The organism is Microvirga sp. P4_G7, from assembly GCF_056401005.1.
The window spans coordinates 1-2,932 of record NZ_JBFUKD010000492.1; the positions used below are offsets into that span (position 1 = coordinate 1).

Sequence of the window (2,932 nt, forward strand, 5' to 3'; positions counted from 1 at the left end):
CAGATGGGCCGTCTTTCTAGGCCCGAAAACGCGAAGGGGAGGTGGTATCCCACCTCCCCTGGCTGTTCTGGATCTGGAGCTTGGCCTTTTAGGGCCGTCTTGGGAGCTACTGGATCCGCCGGGTCGGTGTGATACCGGCGGGAGCTCCTTCGCTTTGCTCTCGCCGTTTACTCTGCAGCCTCTTGGGCCGGAATGACCGATACGAAGGCTCGGCCTTGTTTCGTAAGGAATCGGACGCGGCCGTTGGCCGTTGCAAAGAGCGTATGATCTTTGCCCATGCCGACATTGGCGCCCGCGTGCCACTTCGTTCCGCGCTGGCGGATGATGATGTTGCCCGGAACGACCTGTTGATCGCCGAATTTCTTGACGCCCAGACGACGGCCGTCGGAATCGCGGCCGTTGCGAGACGAACCGCCTGCTTTTTTATGAGCCATGGTTGTACTCCCGTGTTCCTGTCAGTGCCGCGCGCTTATTCAGCGGTGGCCGGCGCGGCGTCTTCTGCCGCGGCCTTGGTGGTCTTCTTCTTTGCCGCAGCTTTCTTGGGCTTCTCGCCACCGGCGAGGATCTCGGTGATCCGAACGACGGTATAATCCTGGCGATGCCCGCGCTTGCGGCGCGAATTCTGGCGGCGGCGCTTCTTGAAGGCGATGACCTTCTCGCCGCGGGTATGCTCAACCACCTCGCCGGCCACGGTGACGCCCTCGACGAGGGGTGCGCCGACCTGGGTGCCGTTGTCGTTCGTGACCATCAGAACCTGGTCGAACGAAACAGCGGCGCCCGGCTCGCCTTCGAGCTTGGCAATGGTGATGACGTCTTCGGCGGCGACGCGATACTGCTTGCCGCCGGTCTTGATCACTGCGAACATCTTCATCCTCGTGTTCTAACCCAACTCTCCGCGGAAACCCGCAGGGGTCGGCTTTTTGGCAGTTTCCGGCTTCATTTCACGGCAGCGAGCGCCACCGCAACGAAACACGCGGACACAAAGGCCCGCGCGTACAGAGCGCTTCTCTAGGGAAGGCACCCCTTCTTGTCAATCAAAAACCCGGCAAAAACCAGGCACAGGGTGCTTGAAGAGCCGAAAGGTGCATGATATCCACCCGGCCTCAACCCGCCGACCTTGGGCAATTAGGAGAGGTGGCAGAGTGGTTGAATGCACCGCACTCGAAATGCGGCATACGGGCAACCGTATCGGGAGTTCGAATCTCCCCCTCTCCGCCATTTAGCTCTCTTCCCCATTCGGCCCTCTCCGCCATTCGGCCTCCCCCCATTCAGCCCTCTCCCCCATTCAGCTCTGTGATTCTTAGGCTCTGTGATTTTTGAGATTTCAGAGAGCGCCTGCGGCAGGGCCAGCCTAGCCATCCAAACCGGCCGAAACGTCACTCCGTTGTACTGACGTCACCCGTGGGTGTATTTCGATCGCAATGAACCGCCGACGGCAGGGGGACTTCGCTGGCGCCTGCGTCGCGCGCGTGGAACGGACGAGGGATTAGCCACCGGCACGAATGGATTACGCCAGCGGCACGCCGGCGAGTTCGAGCCCGCGCATGTACCGTTGCCTGTCCTCGTCCCTTTGGAAGGGATAGGACTCGCCGAAACGCTTGACCGTAAAATTAGGCTCCAGCGAAAGTACTTTCGCGACATAGGGAGCCGCCTCGTCCCGTCGCCCAAGATGTCCGAGGGCAGCGATCAGGGGTTTGTAGCCATTGGAGAATCCAGGGTTGGCTTTCACGGTGCGTCGTCCAACTTTCACCGCTTTCTCGTAATCCCCCTTGAAGGTGTACGCGATGGTGTAAGAGCTCTCCCAAAAATGGAACTGCGGATCAAAAGGCGCGAGTTCGCGATACCGATCTAGATGCTCAAGAGCCCGTTCGGGTTCGCCAATATAGCAATAAGTCGCCGCACTCTTGGCCCAGATGAAAGCTGAATTAGGATTAAGTCGGAGAGCCCGCTCGAAATAGTGCAGAGCAGAGTCGAAGTCCTTATCCAGGAAAGCGCAAAAATGAGCGTAGATGGCAAGCGCCTCAGCGTTTTCTGAATCCAACCTAATCGCGCGAAGCGCTAATTCCTGGGACTTGGCCGCTGTTTGCATGGGATCTTCCGCCCATCCCTGACCGATGCCGTGAGCATACCAATAGGCGGCCCAGGCGACCGCTTTCGCGTTCTCTGGATCAGCTCTCATAGCGTCATGGATTAGTTGGCCTGCCTCCTCATACTTGCTCCGCTCCATGCTGTACATCAGGGGCATCGCCTGCAACACAAGCCCTGTTGCACCGGAACGCTGCGGCCGCTTTTGCTGACCCTCGATGAACAGTATAACTGGGTCAATCCGCGCGACGACGGGAGCGACCACCCGTTCGTTGACCTGGTCCAACTCATCGGCGGTGAGTTCGAACCAATCGCTCCAGACCGAACGTGCTTCCTGGCCTATATCCAGTAGGCGGACGCTGATGTGAAATTTGTCGTCGCCACCTGTCAATGTCCCATCCACGATGTAGTGCCAGTACTTGTGGGACAGCACACCTTCGCTCGCGTCGGAAGACTTGCGAGGGAGTGATACTGGCGCAATTACGTCAAACCAGCGAAAGCGCGAGAGAGCAGCGGCGATCTCTTGGCTCAGCGAAAAGGCCAGGCCCTTGGTGCGCGCGGAGTACCCCCCTTGAAATGGAAGGACACCTACGCGCAGCCGGCCGGGAATGGGCGGCGTTTGCAGGATCTCGATTTGCGGCGCTGGTCGGGACGTCGTTGATTTTGTCCCAGGTGTCATCTCAGCACCAGAAAACATCTTTAGGGCTTGGTAGAGCGCTCGTGTTTCCGATGAGGGTTCGATGTCCAAGGCCGTTCTAAGGGCAGCCCGACAGCGCTCGTATTCCCGCAACGCCTGCGCCCGTTCTCCCATATCTGCGAGCGCCCGCATCAGAATGCGCGACGCTCC

The 2,932-nt window shown here is 59.3% G+C and carries 3 protein-coding genes and 1 tRNA gene; 1 reads left to right on the top strand and 3 read right to left on the bottom strand.

Going from position 1 to position 2,932, the window contains the following annotated elements:
• Positions 1-167: 167 nt before the first annotated feature.
• Positions 168-434, bottom strand: coding sequence for a 50S ribosomal protein L27 (rpmA, locus tag AC1DT3_RS16845; RefSeq protein WP_441967670.1), 267 nt, complete (start codon positions 432-434; stop codon positions 168-170).
• A 35-nt stretch (positions 435-469) separates the two neighbouring features.
• Positions 470-865, bottom strand: a complete 396-nt coding sequence (gene rplU / locus AC1DT3_RS16850; protein WP_477466390.1) for a 50S ribosomal protein L21 — start codon at positions 863-865, stop codon at positions 470-472.
• Positions 866-1,128: 263 nt separating this feature from the next.
• On the opposite strand from rplU, the gene AC1DT3_RS16855 reads away from it, so the two are divergent.
• Positions 1,129-1,218: transfer RNA gene (locus tag AC1DT3_RS16855), tRNA-Ser, on the top strand.
• A gap of 289 nt (positions 1,219-1,507) precedes the next feature.
• Here the strand turns inward: AC1DT3_RS16855 and AC1DT3_RS16860 are convergent.
• Positions 1,508-2,932 (bottom strand): BTAD domain-containing putative transcriptional regulator (locus tag AC1DT3_RS16860; RefSeq protein WP_477466391.1); only part of this gene is annotated, 1,425 nt, incomplete at its 5' end.